Raw genomic sequence first — 18248 nt, forward strand, 5'->3', positions numbered from 1 at the left:
ACCCACAGTCTGGGCATCTCCACCGCTCACACGGAACGGGTGTCCGCTATACGGGCACGAGGCTCACACAAGGTGCACACGCGCCTACCGGTCGGCAGGCGCCGGGTTCCCGCGCTCCCGCCACTGACGTCCCACCGCCACCAGCAGCACCAGCGCGGTCGCCCCCGCCGACCACAGGACCTGCGGCCGCGCCGCGTCGTCGGTCAGCATCAGCATCAGCACCGCGAACAGCCCGGCCAGCGTCAGCCAGGTCAGATACGGGAACCACCACATCCGCAGCGCGAGCGCCCCCGGCGCCTCCTGCTCCAGCCGGGCGCGCAGCCGCAGTTGGGAGGCGGCGATCAGCGCCCAGACGAACAGGAGCACCGCGCCGACCGAGTTGAGCATGTAGAGGAACACGGTGTCCGGCCAGAGCAGGTTGAGCAGTACGGAGACGAACCCGAAGGCCACCGAGGCCAGGACCGCCCGCCGGGGGACCCCGCCCGCCTTCCCCTGGGAGCCGCCCGACACCTTCAGCAGCGCCCGGGGCGCCTCCCCGCGCTCCGCGAGCGAGAACACCATCCGCGACGATCCGTACAGATTGGCGTTGAGCGCCGAGAGCAGCGCCACGAACACCACGATGTTCATGATCTGCGCGGCGGACGGCACCCCGATCGAGTCCAGCACCTTCACATACGGGCTCAGCCCGGCCTGCTGGGCGGTCCACGGCAGCACGGTCACGATGACCAGCATCGAACCGACGTAGAAGAAGAGGATGCGCACCACCGCGCTGCGCACCGCACGCCCCACCGCGCGCGCCGGGTCGTCCGTCTCGGCGGCGGCGATGGTGACGACCTCCAGTCCGCCGAAGGCGAAGACCACGGTCAGGACACCGGAGACGACCCCGCCCCAGCCGTTCGGCAGGAAACCCCCCTGCCCGGTCAGGTTGGTCATCCCGACGGGGTCGGTGTCCGGGAGCCGGCCGAGGACGGCCAGCACCCCGAGCCCCAGGAAGACGACGATCGCGCCGACCTTCAAGGAGGCGAACCAGAACTCGAACTCGCCGAAGTTCTTCACCGCCGTCAGGTTGGCCGCGGTGAACACCACCATGAACAGCAGCACCCACGCCCACGGTTCGACCGCCGGCGCCCACCCGTGGGCGATCTGCGCGGCGGCCGTCGCCTCCACGGCGAGGACCACCACCAGCAGGAACCAGTACAGCCAGCCGACGCTGAACCCGGCCCACCGCCCGAGCGCCCGCTCCGCGTGCACGGAGAAGGAGCCGGAGGCGGGCATCGCGGCGGACATCTCGCCGAGCATCCGCATCACCAGCATCGCGAGGGTCCCCGCGATCAGATACGAGACGACGATGGCGGGCCCCGCCACCGCGATCCCGGCGCCCGAGCCGACGAACAGCCCGGCCCCGATCACCCCGCCGAGCCCGAGCATCGTGAGGTGCCGCTGCTTCAGCCCGTGTTGGAGGGGCTCTGCGGGGGTCGTGGGAGCCCCGGACGGGGTGGGGGGAGCCTCGTGCATGGTGTGCGGGTCACTCTCGGATCATTTATGGGGAACCTACAGTCTGATGCCGCGGTCCCTCTCCCGCCAAAACGGACCACCTACCGCCCCACCTCCGTGACGAGCATCACGCCCAGCGGCGATTGCGAGGCGACCTTTGTGTGAACCCCACCAACCTGTCAACCGCCGCTTTGTGGGCGGCTGATGGTGATCGGTCGTTCACTGCTGGGCTAACGTCGGCAGCAGTCCCACCCCACCTGCCTGGCGGAGCCGTCCCAGCCTGCCTGCCCTCACCCGCGGAGTCCCGATGAGCACTGCTGCCGCCCCCGTCCGTTCCGGAGCGGTCCTCGCCGACCTGCTGCCCGCAGCCCGGCACCGCTACGCCGTCGACGCGGCCCTCGTGCTGGGCGGCGCCGCCCTCACCGGCATCGCGGCCCAGATCTCCGTACCGGTCCCCGGCTCCCCGGTCCCCGTCACCGGCCAGACCTTCGCCGCGCTCCTCATCGGCACCGCGCTCGGCGCCCGCCGCGGCTTCCTCGCCCTCGCGCTGTACGCGGTCGTCGGCATGGCCGGCATGCCGTGGTTCGCGGAGGGCACCTCGGGCTACGCGATGCCGTCCCTCGGCTACATCCTCGGGATGCTGCTCGCCGCCACCGTCGTCGGCGCCCTCGCCCGCCGCGGCGGCGACCGCTCGGTGCTCCGCACGGCGGGCACGATGGTCATCGGCTCCGCGATCATCTACGCCGTCGGCGTGCCCTACCTGGCGCTCGCCACCGGCATGTCCCTGAGCGCCGCCGTCGCGGCCGGGCTCACCCCGTTCCTGATCGGCGACGCCCTGAAGGCGGCCCTGGCGATGGGCGCCCTGCCCGCCTCCTGGAAGCTCCTCGGCCGCCGCGGCTGACCGGCACCGAAGAGCCACGAGAGGGGCCCCGCCGGACCGTCACGGTCCGGCGGGGCCCCTCTTCGTGGAGCCTTCAGGCGTCAGCGGCCGCGGATCACTTCGCGACGGCCCTGCGGCCGCGCGCCTCACGGAACAGCGCGATCCCCACCACCAGCGCCGCGACCAGCAGCGACAGCACGACCTGCTCGCGGGCGGTGTCGTCGGTCAGCATGTAGACCAGGACGAAGGAGATCATCGCGATCGTCGCCCAGGTCAGATACGGGAAGAGCCACATCCGCACGACCAGCTTGCCCGGGGTCTCGCGCAGGATGATCCCGCGCATCCGCAGCTGGGTGAAGCAGATGACCAGCCAGACGAAGAGCGCCACCGCGCCCGAGGAGTTCAGCAGGAACTGGAACACCGTGTCGGGCCACTGGTAGTTGAAGAACACCGCCACGAAGCCGAAGACGACCGAGGACAGGATCGCCGCCTGCGGCACACCCCGCTTGTTGACCTTGGCGAAGGACTTCGGGGCGTCGCCCCGCTCACCGAGCGAGAACGCCATCCGGGAAGCGGTGTAGAGGCCGGAGTTGAGGCAGGACAGCACGGCCGTCAGCACGATGAAGTCCATGACCTGGCCGGCGTGCGGGATACCGATCACATCGAGGGCGGCGACATAGCTGCCCTTCTCGATGATCGACGGGTCGTTCCACGGCAGCAGCGTCAGCACGACGAAGATCGAGCCGAGGTAGAAGACGGCGATACGCCAGATCACGCTGTTGGTGGCCTTCGACACGGCCCGCTGCGGGTCCGACGACTCACCGGCCGCCAGGGTCACGATCTCGCTGCCCATGAACGAGAAGACCACCATCAGCACACCGGTGAGGATGGCCCCCGGCCCTTCGGGGAAGAACCCGCCGGAGTCCGTCAGATGCGCGAGACCGGAGCCGGCGTTGTCCGCCCCGGGCAGGAAACCGAAGACCGCGAGGAAGCCGACGACGACGAACGCGCCGATCGCCACGACCTTGATCCCGGCGAACCAGAACTCGAACTCGCCGTAACTGCCCACCGAGACCAGGTTGGTGGCGGTCAGCACGACCATCACGATCAGCGCCCAGGCCCACTGCGGGACACCGGGGATCCAGCTCTCCAGGATCTTGGCGCCGGCCGTGGCCTCGACGGCGAGCACGACGACCCAGAAGAACCAGTAGAGCCAGCCGATGGAGAAACCGGCCCAACGGCCCAGCGCCTGGTCGGCGTAGGCGGAGAAGGAGCCGGAGCTGGGGCGGGCGGCGGCCATCTCGCCGAGCATCCGCATCACGAGGACGACCATCAGGCCGACCATCGCGTACGACAGCAGAATCGCCGGACCCGCGGCCGCGATGCCCGCGCTCGATCCCACGAAGAGCCCGGCGCCGATCACGCCGCCGATCGCGATCATCGAGAGGTGGCGGTTCTTCAGGCCTGCCTGAAGCCCGCCCGACGAGTCCGGCCGGTCCGGCTCACCGGGCTCCTGGCCCGGCTTCGCCAGCGTCGTCTGCGACGTCATGGGGGGATTCCTTACCTTTTCGAGCATGAGGGTGTGCCCTGCTCCGCCGTGGGTCGTGCCCGTGGGGTGTGCGAAGACAAGGCCACGCATTCAAGCCCGATACAAGGTGGAAGGGGAACCCCCTCTTTCGGATCGTTTGCCGGATCGTTGCCCGAGTGGTGTTCGACACACGAAATCGGGCTCGAACCTGCGAATCATCGAATGAGGGCGTGTGACCCCGCTGACGGCTGCCCCGCGAAGTTCGTGCCACACTTCGCACCATGCGCGTGTACCTCGGATCCGACCATGCCGGTTACGAACTCAAGAACCACCTCGTCGAGTGGCTCGGTGCCCACGGGCACGAGGCCGTCGACTGCGGCCCCCACATCTACGACGCCCAGGACGACTATCCGCCGTTCTGCCTGCGTGCCGCCGAGAAGACGGCCGCGGACCCGGACAGCCTCGGCATCGTGATCGGCGGCTCCGGCAACGGCGAGCAGATCGCCGCCAACAAGGTCAAGGGCGTCCGCGCCGCACTGGCCTGGAGCGAGCAGACCGCCGCCCTCGGCCGCGAGCACAACAACGCCAACGTCGTCGCGATCGGCGGCCGGATGCACACGGTGGAGGAGTCCACCAAGTTCGTCGAGATCTTCCTCTCCACGCCGTACTCGAACGAGGAGCGCCACACGCGCCGCATCGAGATGCTCTCGGCGTACGAGAACACCGGCGAACTCCCCCCGGTCCCGGCCCACCACCCCCAGCAGGGCTGACCCCGCTCCCACCCCTTGCGTGCCGCCGGGTCCCGGACCCGGCGGCACGGCCATGCCCACCCCCGTACCCCCGCAGGGAGCAGCCCGCAGTGCCCGAGGGACACACGATCCACCGCCTCGCCCAGGACCACGCCGAACGGTTCGTGGGCGCCCCGGTGCGGGTGAGCAGCCCGCAGGGCAAGTTCTCCGACAGCGCGGCCCTGCTCGACGGGCACGCCCTCACCACCACCGACGCCCACGGCAAGCACCTCTTCCTCGGCTTCGGTGACACCGGCTGGGTCCACATCCACCTCGGCCTCTTCGGCAAGCTCGGCTTCGGCACGGCCCCGCCCCCGCCGCCCACCGACACCGTCCGCCTCCGCCTGGTCAACGCGGCCCACCACGCCGATCTCCGCGGGCCCACCACCTGCGCCCTGATCACCGAGCCCGAGAAGCGCGCGATACACGAGCGCCTGGGCCCGGACCCGCTCCGCGGCGACGAGGGCGGGGAGCGAGCCTGGCAGCGGATCTCCCGCAGCCGCACCACGGTCGCCGCCCTCCTGATGGACCAGAAGGTCATCGCGGGCGTCGGCAACGTCTACCGGGCCGAGGTCCTCTTCCGCCACGGCATCGACCCGTACCGCGCCGGCAAGGACCTCACCCGCGCCGAGTGGGACGCGATCTGGGCGGACCTCGTGGAGCTGATGCACGAGGGCGTCCGGCACAACCGGATCGACACCGTCCGCCCCGAACACCTCCCCGAGGCCATGGGCCGCCCGCCCCGGGTGGACGACCACGGCGGCGAGGTCTACGTCTACCGCCGGGCCAACCTGCCCTGCCACATCTGCGGGAGCGAGATCCGGACGGCGGACCTCGCCGCCCGCAACCTCTTCTGGTGCCCGCGCTGCCAGGACCCGCGTCCGGCCCCCGGCACCTGACACCTCACCGGCACCCCGCACCCGGTCGTCTCAGAAGCTGTGCGGCAGCCACGGCTCCACATGCCACGAGAACGCCGACGAGACCTCCGCCACCGCTCCCGGCCGCACCTCCCGCACCCGCCCCGCCGCCGCGAGCGAGGTGAACGACACCCCGCCCAGATAGGCGGCGCCCAGCTCCCGCACCGACAGCTCCAGATCCGGCGCACGATCCGGCGCACGCCGGCACGAAGCGCCGCCCTTCGCGTCCGCCACCAGATGCCAGCGCCCCGCGTTCCACGGGCAGAAGGCGTCCTCCACCTCCAGCACCACATCCACCGGCGTGCGGTACGCCCGCGCCTCCAGCGCCGCCCCCACCTCCACCAGCCGTACGTAGAGCGAGTCCTGCACCCGCGCCCGGCACCGCCGCACATCCGAGACCAGATGCATCAGCGGCTCGTCCACCGGCCGCCCGCCCGCCTCCAGGGCCGACGTCAGGTCGATGCCGAACAGGAACCGCCACAGCGCCGCGTACGACGCCGCGTCCAGCGCCCCGAGGTCCCGCAGCGCCACCGTCCCCTTCGGCCCCGCCCGGTCCCAGTCGGGCCGCACCCGGAACGTGGCGTACCCCAGCACCTCCCCGTCCCGCTCGGCCAGCACGCACTGCAACGGCGAGGCGCCCGCCCGGTCCTTCTCCGTGTCGATCACCGCGGCCTGCTCCCACTTCGGCTGCCGCACCGGCGTCCCCGGACGCTCCGCGGCGAGCCGCCCGTACACCTCCTCGCAGGCGGGCAGGGCCGCCACCGGATCCGTGTACCGCACCCGCACCTCGTCGGCGCCCGGCGGCAGTTCGAGCTGTACGCGGGCGGTGTCGACGTCCAGGCTCATGGCCCGGGTCGCGGCCCCGTACCCGAAGCGCCCGTAGATGGCCGGCTCCGACGCCGTCAGCACGGCGAGCGGCTCGCCCCAGGAACGTACGTCGTCCAACTGGCGCCGCATCATCGTCCGCAGCAGCCCGCGCCGCCGGTGCGTACCGGCCACGCTCACCGCCGTCACCCCCGCCGCAGGCACCGCCGCACCACCGGGCACCGTCAGCCGGAAGCTGTACGCCCCCGCCGTACCGACGCACGCCTCCCCCTCCCACAGACCGATGTTCCGGTCGTGCTCGGTCAGCTCACGCCAGAGCGCACGCGACTCCGGAGCGCTCAGCGCGCCCCCGAACGCACGCTCCAGACAGGCGAACCAGGGGTCCCATTCGGCAGGTCGCAGCACACGGAGTTCTGAAGTCATAGGCCATCCCTACCAGGGCGGGCCGAAGAGGACGACCCGATTTCGCGCGCATTGTCACGGGGTCCCCCTGCACCGGAGGCGTCCGGGTGGATAGGGTCCCGGCAATGGCCCGTCGCGGAGGAGTGGACGACTTCTGGGCCCGGTGGCGCAGAACGATGCACCGGGCCCGCATCGGGCTGCGCAGATCCGGGGTGGACTACTTCCGGGGCGACGGCTCCGACTGGATCGCACTGGCCGGTCTGCTGCTGACGATTCCGGCCATCACGTTTGCCACCATCACCAGCCCGGTCTGGATCGACCCGGCCGCCCTCGCCCTGCCCATCGTCGCGGGCGGACTCCTGCTGCGCCCCGCCAGCCTGCTGGGCCTGTACGCCACGGCCGCCGGTGCCCTGATCGTGGAGGCGCTCACCCTCGGCCCGTACCTGGACGGCCCCGCCCGGGTCACCCCCGGCACCGTGCTCGTGGTCGCCGCCTGCGGGTTCTTCGGGCTGATCCTCGCCCAGTTCCGGGCCCGGGTCGGCGTGCCCTGGCGGCGCGGCGGGACCATGCTCTTCGACCTGCGCGAACGCATCCGGGTCCAGAGCGCCCTGCCCCGGCTGCCCCAGGGCTGGCACCGGGAGATGGCCCTGCGCCCGGCCGGCGGCCAGTCCTTCTCCGGGGACTTCGTCGTCGCGGCCCGCACCAACGGCGGCCGGACCCTGGAGGCCGTGCTCACCGACGTCTCCGGCAAGGGCATGGACGCCGGATCCCGCGCCCTGCTGCTGTCCGGGGCCTTCGGCGGGCTGCTCGGCTCGCTGCCGCCGCACGGCTTCCTCGCCGCCGCCAACGGCTATCTGCTGCGGCAGGACTGGGACGAGGGGTTCGCGACCTCGATCCACCTGGTGCTGGACCTGGAGTCCGGCGACTACGAGATCTTCTCGGCCGGCCACCCGCCCGCCCTCCAGCTGCATGCGGGCAGCGGGCACTGGGAGGAGAAGTCCGGCGAGGGCCCGCTGCTCGGCGTCTACGACGGAGCCGAGTTCGACGCGGTCAAGGGCTCGCTCGCGCCGGGGGACGTGCTGATGCTCTTCACGGACGGCCTGGTGGAGGCGTCCGACCGGGACATCGCCGAGGGCATCGACCGGCTGACGGGCGAGGCCGACCGCTATGTCTCCACCGGCTTCGAGGGCGCGGCCTGGCATCTGATCGAGGCCTGCGCCAAGGACGTCAACGACGACCGGGCGCTCCTGCTGCTCTCGCGCAGGCACTGAGAAACCCGGTCACCGGGTCTTCCGTACGGCCTCCCGTCAACGGAGAGGCGCCCATCACCCACGAGTGATCATGTGGTGATCGTCACTCGCGGGTGCGGCCCGAGGGCACCTCTCCGCTTCCGTCCGGACCGGCACCGGCTCCGTCCTGGCCGGCACCGGGTTCCGTTCAGACCGACACCGGGATCTGTTCCTGGTCCTTGTCGCTGTCCTTGCCGCGTCCTCCGGGGAGGATCTTGGCGAGCCAGTGCGAGCGTCCGGCCGCCAGGGGTGCGAGGACGGCGAGCAGCAGCACATAGCCGGCGATGAAGGGCGAGAGCCGCTTGTCCAGTCCGGCGCCCGCCGCCATCGTGGCCAGGATGAGCGCGAACTCGCCCCGGGCCACCAGGGTGGTGGCGATGTTGGCCGTGGCCTGCGCGCCGAAGCTGTAGACCTTGGCGGCCGCGAGACCGGCGGCCACGTTCATGGCGAGCGTCACGACGACGGCCGCCAGCACCGGCCAGAAGACGCTCAGGAGGTCGCCCGGGTCGATGGAGAGACCGAAGGCGAAGAAGAAGATCGCGCCGAACGCGTCCCGCAGCGGGTGGACCAGTTTGAGGATGCGCTCGCCGGACGTGGTCGAGCCGAGCATCAGACCGACCATGAAGGCACCGATCGCGTCGGCGACGCCGAACATCTCGGAGACTCCGGCGACGAAGACCGCGGCACCGAGGAAGGAGATGACGAGGAGCTCGTCGTCCTTGGTGTTCATCAGCTTGCCGATGACCTTCGTCCCGAACCGGGCGGCCAGGGCGAGCAGCAGCAGGAAACCGAAGGCCTTGCCACCGTCGATGAGCATCGCCGAGAGGCTGTCCGCACCGGAGAGGATGGGCTGAAGCGCGGCGAGGTAGAGGGCGAGGAAGACGTCCTCGACGACGATGATGCCGAGGATCGGCCGGGTCTCCGGGTTACCGATGCGCCCCAGGTCCACCAGGATCTTGGTGACGATGGCGGACGAGGATATGCCGAGCACACCGGCGAGGACCAGCGCCTCCGATGTGCCCCAGCCCAGCGCGAATCCGAAGCCGAGACCGGCGCCCACGTTCAGGACCAGATAGGTCCCGCCCGCGATGGCCATCTTCCGGCCGCCCGTCTTGAGGTCGTCCATATGGAACTCGAGCCCCAGGTAAAAGAGCAGGAGGACGAGTCCCAGCGCGGAGAGCATCTCCAGGTCGTGCGGGTTGGAGAGGAGCGTGTAACCGGGGGTGTGGGGGCCGAGGAGGATCCCGGCCAGGATGAACAGGGGGATCGTCGGCAGCCCGATGCGGCCGCCGAGGCGGGCGAGGACGGCAGCGGCCAGGAAGGCGCCGCCCATGGCGAGGAGGGTGTCTGCGTGTCCGATGAGCCTGTTCCTTCGGGGTAGGTCAAGAGGGCGTCAAGAGGGTGTCAACAAACCATCAGTAATTAGTTTACCGAACGATTGACTCTGCAACTGTGAATCCGTCAGATTGTCAGCTTTTGTCTGTTTGGGAAACGGGACCCGTTTGCGTCAACACCGCAGGCGGGGGCCGGTGTTGACCAGCGGCAATAGAGTCGGGCCATGACCGGCAACCATCTGAACCTGACCCAGGTCGAGGCCTTTGCCCGCCAGGCCCATGCGACACAGACCGACAAGGCGGGCCGCCCGTACACGGAGCACCTGGCGGCGGTGGCCGAGGGTGTACGGGTGCGTGGCGGCAGTGATGGGCAGATCGCCGCGGCCTGGCTGCACGACGCGATCGAGGACGACGCGCTCTCCGCGCGATGGCTGGCGGAGGCCGCGCTGCCGCAGGAGGTCAAGGACATGGTCCTCGCCGTCACCAAGCGGCCGGGCGAGGAGCTGTCCGCGTACACCGCGCGGATCCTCGCCACCCCGGGCGCGCTGCTCATCAAGGAGGCGGATCTGGCCCACAACGCGGATCCGGCCCGCCTCGCGGTCCTGGACGAACCGACGCGTACCCGGCTGACCGCGAAGTATGCCCAGGTACGGGCGCTGTTGGGACTGGCCGACGGGGAATCACCCGAGGACCGAAAGGATTCGGCCAACCCGTGAACGCACCGATCCACCCGCGACAGTCGTCACGGGTGGATAGGGGGAGCCGAGCGGAGGCGGCTTCAGCGCTTCGCGGGATCCTTCCGGAACGCCCACTTCATGTCCGGCTCGGTGGCGAACTTCAGGGCCCGGCCCACCGGCGGGGAGCACATCAGCGTCACCGCGGCCGCGGCCACGACCGAGACGACGACCAGGCCGACGGGGCCGGAGAGCCAGGTGTGCCGGTCGAACAGTCCCGTGTACACGGCCCCCTTGATCAGGAAGCCGTGGAGCAGATAGCCGCAGATCGTCCCGGCGCCCAGTGCCGTGAACCACATGTTCCTGCGCGGCACCCAGGCCAGGAAACCGATGGTCAGTGCCAGGGCGCAGCCGAACAGGGCCAGCGACATCACGGCGCCGGACCACCACGGAGCGTCCATCTCCTGGGCGCTGTTGGCGCGGTAGAGCCAGCCGAGCTGCATGCGCGGGGCGATCCAGTAGGCGAACAGCAGGGCGCCCGCGAACAGCGGCAGCGAGAGCAGCCGCACCTCGCGGCGCCGGACCAGCTGGAAGTGCTCGGGCTTCATCAGCAGGCCGAGGACGAAGAACGGCAGGAACTGGAAGACCCGCTGAAGATCCAGGTCGTCGCCGATGTCGGGGGAGACCGAGGCCAGCATGGCGATGGCGAGGGCCACCGGCAGCGGATGACGCAGCGTGCGCCAGATCGGTGTGGTGACCCGCCAGATGAACAGGGCGATCAGGAACCACGTCAGGAACAGCGGATCGACCAGGCTGATCGAGGTGTCCGGCGCATCGTCCACGTACCGCTTGAAGAGCGAATAGGCCGTCTCGAACAGCACGTACGGCACGGCGACGCCGGTGATCAGGCGCTTCACCTTCGGCGCGGACATGTCGAACGTGCGGGAGAAGTAGCCGGAGATGAGGATGAAGGCCGGCATGTGGAACGTGTACACGACCATGTAGAGAGCCCGGGTCGCCCGGCTGCCGTCCATCACCGGTTCCCAGGCGTGCGCCACCGCGACCAGGACGATGGCCAGATACTTCACGTTGTCGAAGTAGGGATCGCGCTTCTTCGCCGCCGAGGGGGCCGGGGCACCGGCCGCGGGGGCACCGCGCTCCGGGGCGGGGCGCGTGGCGGTGAGCGTCTGCTCGCGTCTGGGCTCCGACTCCCGGGTCGCCGGGGGGAGCGGGGCCCTTGTGAATACGCTCGGAGCTTGGAACATCTAAGGCACCTTAGACCCGTCGATTGCTTCGCGTAAAACCGCGACGAGATATCGCGTGTTCCCCTCTATTCGAATGTGAAACCGTCGAACACTGCCCGTTATGGCACCATTGATCCCGCTTAAACGGGGCATATCGGCAGGCTGTTGAGTGAGTGAATTACGTCGCATCCCGGGGCTTCAATTACCTGTGAAGCACCTGTGGGGATATGGAAACGATCACTGCATCGCGGGTCGGCGAATATGAGGCCGAACAGATTTCGCGACAGAAGCACGCGGTGTCCTGCGTGGAGCCCCCCTGAGCTGGGCAGGATGGCGGGATCCGGTCAGTGTGATCCGTCACCCGGCAGCAGACACCGGGGAGTTGGTGGCACGATGGACGCGACGGGGCGCGCGGTGGTGCACGCTTCCGGGCCGGCAAGGCGGACCGACCGAGGGTGTGATCAGACGTGGCTATTTCACTGTCTATGGTGCTGCTGTTCGCGGTCGTCCTGGTGGTGCTGATCCGCGGGGGCTCCATCAAGCCGGGGCCCGCGCTCGTCGCCGTGCTCTTCGGCTTCTTCCTGGCATCGACCGGCATGGCGCCGTCGATCAACAGGTTCATGAACTCGATAGCGGACACGATCAACCAGATCAGCTTCTGAGCGCGGCCGCGTCCGCCGCGCGGCCCGCCGTGCCCGAGAGGGCCCGTACGCAAGAGGCCCGGTCCGACGATGACGTCGGACCGGGCCCAGGCATGGAGCGGGCGACGGGAATCGAACCCGCGTAGCTAGTTTGGAAGACTAGGGCTCTACCATTGAGCTACGCCCGCGAGCGGTGCACCGCAGGTCCGGGGAGTGCGGCACGGAAAGCATCGTAGCGGGTCGGCGGCGCTCTCCGCACACCCGTTGACGCCGGTCGCCGGACCACCGCCCGAGGACCGCCCCGTAAACCGGGCCACCCCGTAAAGCGGCCGACGCACGGCTCCGGTGCATGTACCCTACGTGTCGCACCGACGGGGTGTGGCGCAGCTTGGTAGCGCGTCCGCTTTGGGAGCGGAAGGTCGTCGGTTCGAATCCGGCCACCCCGACCACCAGCAAGATCGCATTGTGGGAGTCCTCCCCCTTGCCGTTACTATGCAAATTGCGTGCCCGTGTGTCTGATGTACCGGGCTCGGTCCGCGAAGCCGCCAATCGGCGGCCCAGCAGAACCCCAAGAAGTCAGCCACCAAGGAGACCGAACCGTGAAGAGCGCCGTGGAGACCCTGAACCCGACTCGGGTTCGGCTCAGCATCGAGGTGCCCTTCGAGGAGCTCAAGGACAGCCTCGACGCGGCGTACAAGAAGATCAACCAGCAGGTCACGGTGAAGGGCTTCCGCAAGGGCAAGATCCCCGCCCGGGTCATCGACCAGCGGTTCGGCCGTGGTGCAGTGCTGGAGGAGGCCGTCAACGACGCCCTCCCGAAGTTCTACACCGAGGCTGTCAACGAGGGTGAGCTCAACGTCCTCGGTCAGCCCGAGGTCGACATCACCGAGCTGAAGGACGGCGAGCTGCTGGCCTTCACCGCCGAGGTTGACGTACGCCCCGAGATCGAGATCCCGGACTACTCCGGCATCGAGGTCACCGTCGACGCCCTTGAGGTCACCGACGAAGAGGTCGAGAAGGCCGTGGAGCAGCTGCGCGAGCGCTTCGCCTCCACCAACCCGGTCGAGCGCGCCGCCGTCGACGGCGACGTCGTCACGATCGACCTGGAGGCCAAGGTCGACGGTGAGGTCCTGGAGGACGGCGTGGCCGCGGGTGTCTCGTACACCATCGGTTCCGGCGAGCTCCTCGACGGCATCGACGAGGCCGTGACCGGCCTGGAGGCCGGTGGCGAGGCCACCTTCACCTCCGAGCTGAAGGGCGGCTCCGCCGAGGGCAAGGCCGCGGAGGTCACCGTCAAGGTCACCGCCGTCGCCTCCCGCGAGCTCCCCGAGCTGGACGACGACTTCGCCCAGATGGCCAGCGAGTTCGACACGCTGGAGGAGCTGAAGGCGGACAGCCGCAAGCGCCTGGAGACCACCAAGCAGTACGACCAGGCCACCCAGGCCCAGGAGCGGGTCCTCGAGGAGCTGCTGAAGCTCGCCGAGGTCCCGATCCCGGAGAAGCTGCTCGCGGACGAGGTCCAGACCCGCAAGCACAACCTGGAGCACCACCAGCTCGGTCAGATGGGTCTCGACCTCGAGAAGTACCTCGAGATCCAGGGCAAGACCCTGGAGGAGTTCGAGAACGAGACCTCCGAGCAGGCCATCAAGGGCATCAAGACCCAGTTCATCCTCGACGAGCTCGTCAACAAGGAGAAGCTGAACGTCAACCAGGAGGAGCTCACCGAGCACCTCATGCGGCGCGCTGCCTCCTCCGGCATGAGCCCCGACCAGTTCGCCCAGGCCGTCGTCGAGGGTGGCCAGGTGCCGATGCTCGTCGGCGAGGTCGCCCGCGGCAAGGCGCTCGCCGTCGTCGTCGAGGCCGCCAAGGTCGTCGACACCAACGGTGAGGTCGTCGACCTGGAGGACGACGAGGAAGAGACCACGGAGGCGGCTGCCGAGGCCACCACCGAGGAGAAGGCGGCCGACAAGGCCGAGGAGAAGAACGAGGCCTGAGCCTCGCCCTGATCCGCACGACAGCCTCACGCTGATCGGCACGGCGGGCCCCGGACGCTCCACGCGTCCGGGGCCCGCCGCCGTATCCCGTCGCATCGCTGTGCGGCGCCGGAACCCCTGTGCCCACTGCGGAGCTTGCGCTCCCAGCGAACAGTTGCGGAACCGGGATGGCGTTGTCCCACCTGCGCGTTAGGGTCCATGAAGAGGAAGGGTGGGGGATTCCCTCACCCGCCCGGTACGAAGACGCTGAGACGGCCGGAGCCGTCAGAGACGAGCAGGTGGATACGTGACGAATCTGATGCCCTACGCCGCCGGAGAGCCGTCCCTCGGTGGAGGCCTCGGTGACCAGGTCTACAGCCGACTGCTCGGCGAGCGCATCATCTTCCTCGGTCAGCAGGTCGACGATGACATCGCCAACAAGATCACCGCACAGCTCCTGCTCCTTGCCGCCGACCCGGACAAGGACATCTACCTCTACATCAACAGCCCCGGTGGTTCGGTGACGGCCGGCATGGCGGTCTACGACACCATGCAGTACATCCCGAACGACGTGGTCACCATCGGCATGGGCATGGCGGCCTCGATGGGCCAGTTCCTGCTCACCGGCGGTGCCGCGGGCAAGCGCTTCGCGCTCCCGAACACCGACATCCTCATGCACCAGGGTTCCGCCGGTATCGGCGGAACGGCCTCGGACATCAAGATCCAGGCCCAGTACCTGCTCCGCACCAAGACGCGCATGGCCGAGATCACCGCCCAGCACTCCGGCCAGTCCGTCGAGACGATCATCCGCGACGGCGACCGCGACCGCTGGTACACGGCGGAGGAGGCCAAGGACTACGGCCTCATCGACGAGATCATCACGGTCGCGTCGGGCATCCCGGGCGGCGGCGGCACGGGTGCCTGATCCGGTTCCCACCGGACCGGCAGCACCTTCCGCACACCTCTCGTACGCCGAGACCCCCAGCCCACAGAACGCCACCAGGATGGTGAACACCCACATGAACAACTTCCCCGGCGCCTCCGCGAGCGGCCTCTACACCGGCCCGCAGGTGGACAACCGCTATGTCGTCCCGCGCTTCGTGGAGCGCACCTCGCAGGGTGTGCGTGAGTACGACCCGTACGCGAAGCTCTTCGAGGAGCGCGTGATCTTCCTGGGCGTCCAGATCGACGACGCCTCGGCCAACGACGTCATGGCGCAGCTGCTCTGCCTGGAGTCGATGGACCCGGACCGCGACATCTCGATCTACATCAACAGCCCCGGCGGCTCGTTCACCGCGCTCACCGCGATCTACGACACGATGCAGTTCGTGAAGCCGGACATCCAGACGGTCTGCATGGGCCAGGCCGCTTCCGCCGCCGCCGTCCTGCTCGCCGCCGGCACCCCGGGCAAGCGCATGGCGCTCCCGCACGCACGCGTCCTGATCCACCAGCCGTCCTCGCAGACGGGCCGCGAGCAGCTCTCCGACCTGGAGATCGCGGCCAACGAGATCCTCCGCATGCGTACGCAGCTGGAGCAGATGCTGGCCCGGCACTCGACCACCCCGCTGGAGAAGATCAGCGAGGACATCGAGCGCGACAAGATCCTCACGGCCGAGGACGCCCTGGCATACGGGCTCGTCGACCAGATCGTGTCCACCCGCAAGACCACCGCGGGCGCATCGCTCTGACGTCGGTCTTTCCCCTTGGCACATACCGTTTGCACGGTCTCGGCCGTGTGAACCGTGCCAAGGGGGGCCCGAACGGGGGCCCAGGCAAGGTACCGTCGGATAGAGGCACCAGGAGCCGCTGAACCAGGCGGCCTCCCAGGCGAAGGGGAAGCACCTCGTGGCACGCATCGGTGATGGCGGCGACCTGCTCAAGTGCTCGTTCTGTGGCAAGAGCCAGAAGCAGGTGAAGAAGCTCATCGCGGGACCCGGTGTGTACATCTGCGACGAGTGCATCGATCTCTGCAACGAGATCATCGAGGAGGAGCTCGCGGAGACGAGCGAGGTCCGCTGGGAAGAGCTTCCCAAGCCTCGCGAGATCTACGAGTTCCTGGAGGGGTACGTCGTCGGGCAGGAGCCCGCGAAGAAGGCCCTCTCGGTCGCGGTGTACAACCACTACAAGCGGGTCCAGGCCGGAGAGAACGGCGGCGGTGCCAATCGCGAGGACGCGATCGAGCTCGCCAAGTCGAACATCCTGCTGCTGGGCCCCACGGGTTCCGGCAAGACGCTCCTCGCGCAGACGCTGGCCCGGATGCTCAACGTCCCGTTCGCCATCGCCGACGCGACGGCGCTGACGGAGGCCGGCTATGTCGGCGAGGACGTCGAGAACATCCTGCTCAAGCTGATCCAGGCGGCCGACTACGACGTCAAGAAGGCCGAGACCGGGATCATCTACATCGACGAGATCGACAAGGTCGCCCGCAAGAGCGAGAACCCGTCGATCACCCGCGATGTCTCCGGCGAGGGCGTCCAGCAGGCCCTGCTGAAGATCCTGGAGGGCACCACCGCCTCCGTCCCGCCGCAGGGCGGACGCAAGCACCCGCACCAGGAGTTCATCCAGATCGACACGACGAACGTCCTGTTCATCGTGGGCGGCGCCTTCTCCGGCCTGGAGAAGATCATCGAGTCCCGGGCCGGCGCCAAGGGCATCGGGTTCGGCGCCACGATCCGCTCCAAGCTGGAGATCCAGGCGAGCGACCAGTTCCAGGAGGTCATGCCGGAGGACCTGGTGAAGTTCGGGATGATCCCCGAGTTCATCGGCCGTCTCCCCGTGCTGACCTCCGTCCACAACCTGGACCGCGAGGCGCTGCTCCAGATCCTCATCGAGCCGCGCAACGCCCTGGTCAAGCAGTACCAGCGGCTGTTCGAACTCGACGGTGTGGAGCTGGAGTTCGAGCGCGAGTCACTGGAGGCCATCGCCGACCAGGCGATCCTGCGCCAGACCGGCGCACGCGGCCTCCGCGCCATCATGGAGGAAGTCCTCCAGTCCGTGATGTACGAGGTCCCGTCCCGCAAGGACGTCGCCCGCGTCGTCATCACGCCGGACGTCGTCCGCAACCACGTCAACCCGACGCTGGTTCCGCGCGAGCCGCGCACGATCGGCAAGAACGACGGCGGCGGCCGCCACGAGAAGTCCGCGTAGCGGCAGCACAGTTGCGTACGCCGAAGGGGCGCCCACCGGTCGACCGGTGGGCGCCCCTTCGGGGTTGAGGCGTCAGATCTTGGTGCGCGAGGTGTTGTAGAGCTTGGCGGCGAGGGCGGCGACGTCGTCCTGGGGGATGCCCTTGCCGGTCAGGGCGCCGCCGACGTCCACGGCGACGACCATTCCGACGGTGCTGTAGTCGGCCCAGATGCAGACCGGGGTGATGACCTCTGTCGGTCCCTTCGCGAGGGTGCCGTCGGCCTTCTCGTTGATCGTCTTGATGTCCTGGCACCGCATCAGGGCGCCGTCGAACCCGGCCGGCTTGACGTCCTTGGGGCTGCCGACGAGCGAGACCTTGTTGCCGTTGCTGCCCTCTCTCATCTTCGCCTCGGCGTCGTTGAAGGAGTTGTTGATGACCTTGGCCGGGTCCTCGACCTCGCCCCAGTACCCCTGGAGCAGGAGCATCTTCTGCGTGAGCGGGTTGTCCTTCGAACCGCTCTGGTAATCGGCGCCGGCCTGCTGCGGGTCCTTGACGCCCGCGGCCTCGGCGTCGGACTTCGACTTCCCCGTCAGCGGACCGGACCGGGCCGGCTTGGACGGGTTCTGCTTGTAGTCGTCCACCGCGGCGGCAGGCGTCAGCTTGTAGCCCTTGGTGGAGTCGGCCACATCACTGTTGCTCGCGCCGCCCGCCGCGAAGTACCAGACCCCGGCCCCGATGACCGCGAGCGCCAGCACGGACGCCCCCACGATCAACCCGGTCTTCTTCTTCGGCTGCGGCGGCTGAGCCCCGTAGGGCGGCTGGCCGCCGTACGGAGGGGTCGGCGGCTGCTGCCCGTACGGGCCCGGCTGCTGGGGCTGCGGGTAGCCGTAGCCGGGCTGGCCCGGGGGAGGGGTGCCGTAACCGGGCTGGCCCTGCGGCGGCGCACCGTACGGGCCCGGCTGCTGCGGCGGGACGCCCGGAGGGGCCTGCTGGGGGTAGCCGTAGCCGGGCTGGCCCTGCGGGGGGCCCTGCGGCGGCGGGCCGCCGTACGGCCCGGGCTGCTGGCCGTACGGTCCGGGCTGGCCCTGCGGCGGCTGCCCACCGTACGGGCCCGGCTGGTTGTAGCTCATTG

General features: G+C 69.3%; 16 protein-coding genes and 2 tRNA genes. 11 read left to right on the top strand and 7 right to left on the bottom strand.

What is annotated here, in order from left to right:
- Positions 1 to 84: 84 nt before the first annotated feature.
- The gene (locus tag IE264_RS02070; RefSeq protein ID WP_032753282.1) at positions 85 to 1515 is read right to left on the bottom strand and encodes an amino acid permease; all 1431 of its coding nucleotides are present in this window, start codon (positions 1513 to 1515) and stop codon (positions 85 to 87) included.
- 286 nt (positions 1516 to 1801) lie between these two features.
- On the opposite strand from IE264_RS02070, the gene IE264_RS02075 reads away from it, so the two are divergent.
- Complete coding sequence (locus IE264_RS02075) at positions 1802 to 2395, top strand: biotin transporter BioY (protein WP_015608522.1); 594 nt, start codon at positions 1802 to 1804, stop codon at positions 2393 to 2395.
- A 94-nt stretch (positions 2396 to 2489) separates the two neighbouring features.
- Here the strand turns inward: IE264_RS02075 and IE264_RS02080 are convergent, their stop codons facing one another.
- Positions 2490 to 3923 carry an amino acid permease gene (locus IE264_RS02080; protein ID WP_015608521.1) on the bottom strand — a complete coding sequence of 478 codons (1434 nt, stop codon included), beginning with the start codon at positions 3921 to 3923 and terminating at the stop codon, positions 2490 to 2492.
- A 260-nt stretch (positions 3924 to 4183) separates the two neighbouring features.
- On the opposite strand from IE264_RS02080, the gene IE264_RS02085 reads away from it, so the two are divergent.
- Positions 4184 to 4672, top strand: a complete 489-nt coding sequence (locus tag IE264_RS02085) for a ribose-5-phosphate isomerase (RefSeq protein ID WP_015608520.1) — start codon at positions 4184 to 4186, stop codon at positions 4670 to 4672.
- An 89-nt stretch (positions 4673 to 4761) separates the two neighbouring features.
- Complete coding sequence (locus tag IE264_RS02090; RefSeq protein ID WP_032753280.1) at positions 4762 to 5589, top strand: Fpg/Nei family DNA glycosylase; 828 nt, start codon at positions 4762 to 4764, stop codon at positions 5587 to 5589.
- Between the two features lie 30 nt (positions 5590 to 5619).
- Here IE264_RS02090 and IE264_RS02095 read toward each other — a convergent pair whose 3' ends face one another.
- Positions 5620 to 6855, bottom strand: a complete 1236-nt coding sequence (locus tag IE264_RS02095) for a GNAT family N-acetyltransferase (RefSeq protein WP_078657317.1) — start codon at positions 6853 to 6855, stop codon at positions 5620 to 5622.
- Positions 6856 to 6959: 104 nt separating this feature from the next.
- On the opposite strand from IE264_RS02095, the gene IE264_RS02100 reads away from it, so the two are divergent.
- Positions 6960 to 8105, top strand: a complete 1146-nt coding sequence (locus IE264_RS02100; protein ID WP_015608517.1) for a PP2C family protein-serine/threonine phosphatase — start codon at positions 6960 to 6962, stop codon at positions 8103 to 8105.
- A 166-nt stretch (positions 8106 to 8271) separates the two neighbouring features.
- Here the strand turns inward: IE264_RS02100 and IE264_RS02105 are convergent, their stop codons facing one another.
- A complete protein-coding gene (locus IE264_RS02105) occupies positions 8272 to 9456 on the bottom strand; it encodes a cation:proton antiporter (RefSeq protein ID WP_015608516.1) in 1185 nt (394 codons plus the stop codon).
- 225 nt (positions 9457 to 9681) lie between these two features.
- Here IE264_RS02105 and IE264_RS02110 point away from each other — a divergent pair, with 225 nt between their 5' ends.
- Entirely contained in the window at positions 9682 to 10173 is a 492-nt protein-coding gene (locus tag IE264_RS02110; RefSeq protein ID WP_032753279.1) for an HD domain-containing protein, read from the top strand.
- A 62-nt stretch (positions 10174 to 10235) separates the two neighbouring features.
- Here IE264_RS02110 and IE264_RS02115 read toward each other — a convergent pair whose 3' ends face one another.
- Positions 10236 to 11396, bottom strand: a complete 1161-nt coding sequence (locus IE264_RS02115) for an acyltransferase family protein (RefSeq protein ID WP_015608514.1) — start codon at positions 11394 to 11396, stop codon at positions 10236 to 10238.
- 446 nt (positions 11397 to 11842) lie between these two features.
- On the opposite strand from IE264_RS02115, the gene IE264_RS02120 reads away from it, so the two are divergent.
- On the top strand, positions 11843 to 12037 hold the full coding sequence (locus IE264_RS02120; RefSeq protein ID WP_015608513.1) for a hypothetical protein: 195 nt from the start codon (positions 11843 to 11845) through the stop codon (positions 12035 to 12037).
- 93 nt (positions 12038 to 12130) lie between these two features.
- Here the strand turns inward: IE264_RS02120 and IE264_RS02125 are convergent.
- Positions 12131 to 12204, bottom strand: a tRNA-Gly gene (locus IE264_RS02125).
- 184 nt (positions 12205 to 12388) lie between these two features.
- Here IE264_RS02125 and IE264_RS02130 point away from each other — a divergent pair.
- From IE264_RS02130 to clpX, 5 genes are all read left to right on the top strand, one after another.
- A tRNA-Pro gene (locus tag IE264_RS02130) sits at positions 12389 to 12465 on the top strand.
- Positions 12466 to 12615: 150 nt separating this feature from the next.
- Positions 12616 to 14010: a trigger factor gene (gene tig, locus IE264_RS02135; RefSeq protein ID WP_015608512.1), complete on the top strand. Its 1395-nt coding sequence runs from the start codon at positions 12616 to 12618 to the stop codon at positions 14008 to 14010.
- 298 nt (positions 14011 to 14308) lie between these two features.
- Positions 14309 to 14914, top strand: a complete 606-nt coding sequence (locus IE264_RS02140) for an ATP-dependent Clp protease proteolytic subunit (RefSeq protein WP_043974348.1) — start codon at positions 14309 to 14311, stop codon at positions 14912 to 14914.
- A gap of 79 nt (positions 14915 to 14993) precedes the next feature.
- Complete coding sequence (locus IE264_RS02145; RefSeq protein ID WP_032753278.1) at positions 14994 to 15677, top strand: ATP-dependent Clp protease proteolytic subunit; 684 nt, start codon at positions 14994 to 14996, stop codon at positions 15675 to 15677.
- Between the two features lie 157 nt (positions 15678 to 15834).
- On the top strand, positions 15835 to 17136 hold the full coding sequence (clpX, locus tag IE264_RS02150; protein WP_015608509.1) for an ATP-dependent Clp protease ATP-binding subunit ClpX: 1302 nt from the start codon (positions 15835 to 15837) through the stop codon (positions 17134 to 17136).
- A gap of 72 nt (positions 17137 to 17208) precedes the next feature.
- On the opposite strand, the gene IE264_RS02155 is transcribed toward clpX, so the two are convergent.
- Positions 17209 to 18246, bottom strand: a complete 1038-nt coding sequence (locus IE264_RS02155) for a hypothetical protein (RefSeq protein ID WP_032753276.1) — start codon at positions 18244 to 18246, stop codon at positions 17209 to 17211.
- Positions 18247 to 18248: the final 2 nt, after the last annotated feature.

It is taken from the genome of Streptomyces microflavus (assembly GCF_014650075.1).
Lineage (GTDB): Bacteria > Actinomycetota > Actinomycetes > Streptomycetales > Streptomycetaceae > Streptomyces > Streptomyces microflavus.

Excerpts from the sequence above, each read along its gene's own strand:
- IE264_RS02115 (WP_015608514.1), bottom strand. The coding sequence starts at position 11,396 with ATGTTCCAAGCTCCGAGCGTATTCACAAGGGCCCCGCTCCCCCCGGCG.
- IE264_RS02075 (WP_015608522.1), top strand. The coding sequence starts at position 1,802 with ATGAGCACTGCTGCCGCCCCCGTCCGTTCCGGAGCGGTCCTCGCCGAC.
- IE264_RS02155 (WP_032753276.1), bottom strand. The coding sequence starts at position 18,246 with ATGAGCTACAACCAGCCGGGCCCGTACGGTGGGCAGCCGCCGCAGGGC.
- IE264_RS02145 (WP_032753278.1), top strand. The coding sequence starts at position 14,994 with ATGGTGAACACCCACATGAACAACTTCCCCGGCGCCTCCGCGAGCGGC.
- IE264_RS02095 (WP_078657317.1), bottom strand. The coding sequence starts at position 6,855 with ATGACTTCAGAACTCCGTGTGCTGCGACCTGCCGAATGGGACCCCTGG.
- IE264_RS02070 (WP_032753282.1), bottom strand. The coding sequence starts at position 1,515 with ATGCACGAGGCTCCCCCCACCCCGTCCGGGGCTCCCACGACCCCCGCA.
- IE264_RS02140 (WP_043974348.1), top strand. The coding sequence starts at position 14,309 with ATGCCCTACGCCGCCGGAGAGCCGTCCCTCGGTGGAGGCCTCGGTGAC.
- IE264_RS02085 (WP_015608520.1), top strand. The coding sequence starts at position 4,184 with ATGCGCGTGTACCTCGGATCCGACCATGCCGGTTACGAACTCAAGAAC.
- IE264_RS02110 (WP_032753279.1), top strand. The coding sequence starts at position 9,682 with ATGACCGGCAACCATCTGAACCTGACCCAGGTCGAGGCCTTTGCCCGC.
- IE264_RS02080 (WP_015608521.1), bottom strand. The coding sequence starts at position 3,923 with ATGACGTCGCAGACGACGCTGGCGAAGCCGGGCCAGGAGCCCGGTGAG.
- IE264_RS02100 (WP_015608517.1), top strand. The coding sequence starts at position 6,960 with ATGGCCCGTCGCGGAGGAGTGGACGACTTCTGGGCCCGGTGGCGCAGA.
- IE264_RS02105 (WP_015608516.1), bottom strand. The coding sequence starts at position 9,456 with ATGGGCGGCGCCTTCCTGGCCGCTGCCGTCCTCGCCCGCCTCGGCGGC.